Genomic DNA, 2,846 nt, shown 5'->3' with positions numbered 1-2,846 from the left:
GCATCAAGGGTACATTTTACCTCCATTGGTAAATTCTTTCCTAGAAATCACCTTACACCCAAACCAAGAGCATCATAATTCCGACGACTGCTGGGTTGGGAAATAAATACTTGCTGTTTGCGGTTAATCCGGGAAATACAGAAATTGAGAGCGAACGCACTAATAATGCCTACGCTTTGCCAGTGACAATTACCAACCCAGACCTGATTGTAACAGCAGCAACAGCTCCATCGATCGCAGCCGAGCGCTCATCAATAACGGTGAACTGGACGGTAAAAAACCAAGGAAACGTTCCAGCTAATGAAAATGGCTGGTATGATTACGTTTACCTTTCCGATAACACTGTTTTCGATAGTTCAGACCGTTACATGGGTAACATCAGGATTAACGGAAATCAAAAAGCCGGAGAAACTTACAGTCAGAGCCAAAATTTCATATTACCCCAAAATACTGGGTCAGGGAAATGGTATGTACTGCTGGTGGTTGATTATGACAACTATCAAGTAGAAACCAGTGATGCGAACAATGTCTATGCTATCCCAATTAATATTGCAGTTCCCGACCTGACTATTACCAACAGCAACGGCCCTACAACAGCAGCAGTTGGTGAAACAGTTGCTGTGTCTTGGACAGTAAAAAATTTGGCAGATGTATCAGCAGCAGCAGAGCGATATGATTCAGTTTATCTCTCAGATGATGCCAAATTTGATGTAACAGACACCTATGTTACTGACTTTTACCGCAGTAATTCTTCTCCTTTAGCAGCAGGTGCAAGTGAAGTTCGTACTGGAAATATTATAATTCCCAATTCCCAACTGGGACAACGTTATTTGCTGTTTGTGGGAGATCGCCGGAATTCTCAAAGCGAAACTAACGAGACTAACAACGTCTGGGCAACTCCCATCACCATCACTGCCCCCGATTTAGTAGTATCAGATGCCACAGCCCCAATCACCGCTACACAAGGGGAAAGGGTATCAGTGTCTTGGACAGTTAGAAACCAGGGAGATGTTGTTGCTGGAAGAGACTGGTACGACTCTGTATATCTTTCTGACGATGCGACCTTTGACGGCTCAGACCAATATATCACCGACCGTTGGATCTCTGAGCAAACCCCATTGGCGGCAGGGGCTAACTACAATATTACGCAGAACATCACCATTCCCACTTATGTCAAAGCAGGGAACCGTTATTTACTGTTTATTACAGATAGTTCTAGCAACTACCAAGGGGAAACCAATGAAAATAACAACGTCAAAGCAGTCCCCATCTACATTAAAGCTGCTGACTTAGTAGTTGACAACGCTAGTACCTCTGCAACGACTGCTGCCCCTGGCTCTACCCTTTCACTCTCTTACACAGTGAAAAACCTTGGAGAAAGCACAGCTTCTCAGGATTGGTATGACTACATTTATTTATCTAACGATGCCGTTTACGATAGTTCGGATTCTCAACTTTACTACCGACTGACTTCAGTAGAAACCCCACTAGCAGTAAATGGTACTTATACAGTCAATAACATTAGTGTAACATTACCGAACAATACAATAGGTCAACCAGGCAACCGTTACTTGTTGTTTGTCGCAGATAGGAGCAACTATCAGAGTGAAACTAACGAAAGCAATAATGTCAAGGTAATTCCCTTAACAATTACAGGTGAAAATGCTGACTTAGAAGTGACGGCAGCAACAGTACCCAATGTAGTATCAACGCAGCAAACTGTATCGGTCTCATGGACGGTAAAAAATATAGGCTCGTTAGCAGCAACAAATGGGAATGGCGGCTGGTATGACCGGGTTTACATTTCCAATGACAGTACCTTTGATGCCAGCGACATTAGCCTCAGCAATTATTATTACTCAGACTGGGTTTCAGCACCACTGGCAGTAAATGGAGAATATACTCGGACTCGTGACATTATAATTCCTCAAGGAAGGAATGGTAGCCAATATTTACTGTTTGTTGCAGATGCTAACAATTACCAGAGCGATTACAACAAGGCGAATAACGTTCGTGCAGTCCCAATAACAGTCCAATCTCCTGATTTGGTAATTACTAACGTCACAGCTCCAATCAAGAGCTATCCCAATTCGCGCATCGAACTCAGTTGGACTGTGAAAAACCAAGGTAATGCCAGTGCTATTGCAGATTGGTATGACCGGATTTATCTTTCGGATGATGAAATCCTCAATACAAACACAGACACACTACTTAAAGAGATATCTACAGACAGCTTGACGCCTTTAATAGCAGGGGATAAATATAGCATCAGCCAGTTGTTAACATTACCCAGTACCACCAAAATTGGAAGTCGCTATCTGTTATTTGTAACAGATATCTATAATTACCAAGGTGAAGGTAATGAAAACAATAATATCAAAGCAATTCCGATTGCCATTGGTGATAATGACCCAGACTTAGTAGTTACTGCTGCATCTGCTCCCACCACAGCTGTCTTGGGAGAATCCATCACAGTTAACTGGACTGTGAAAAATCAAGGTACTATAGAAGCTTCAGCGGATTGGTACGACACAATATATCTGTCCGACGATCAGACATTAGACAGCACCGATGTAGCCGTCTCTTCCCAAACTGCTGCCCAAAAGTCCCCACTAGCTGTGGATGGCACTTATAGTTATAGCCGCAGTATTACAATTCCCAACGCTACTACAGGCAACCGTTACTTGCTGTTTGCTGTAGATGCAGGCAAGCAACAAAGTGAAAGAGACGAAACAAATAACGTTCGTGCAGTGCCAATTACACTGACAGCACCAGACTTAATAGTGAGCGACAGCAATTCCAAATTCAAAAATTTAAGAGGAATCAGTCGCTGGAGAGAGTGGTGA

Annotated in this window: 1 protein-coding gene; it reads left to right on the top strand. The window is 42.9% G+C overall.

Annotated elements, in window-relative coordinates:
• Positions 1-110: 110 nt before the first annotated feature.
• Complete coding sequence (locus RM368_RS38180; RefSeq protein ID WP_322698882.1) at positions 111-2,846, top strand: CARDB domain-containing protein; 2,736 nt, start codon at positions 111-113, stop codon at positions 2,844-2,846.

Source organism: Nostoc sp. DedSLP03, from assembly GCF_034530815.1.
Taxonomy (GTDB): domain Bacteria; phylum Cyanobacteriota; class Cyanobacteriia; order Cyanobacteriales; family Nostocaceae; genus Nostoc.
This window is presented reverse-complemented; position numbering and strand designations above follow the sequence as displayed.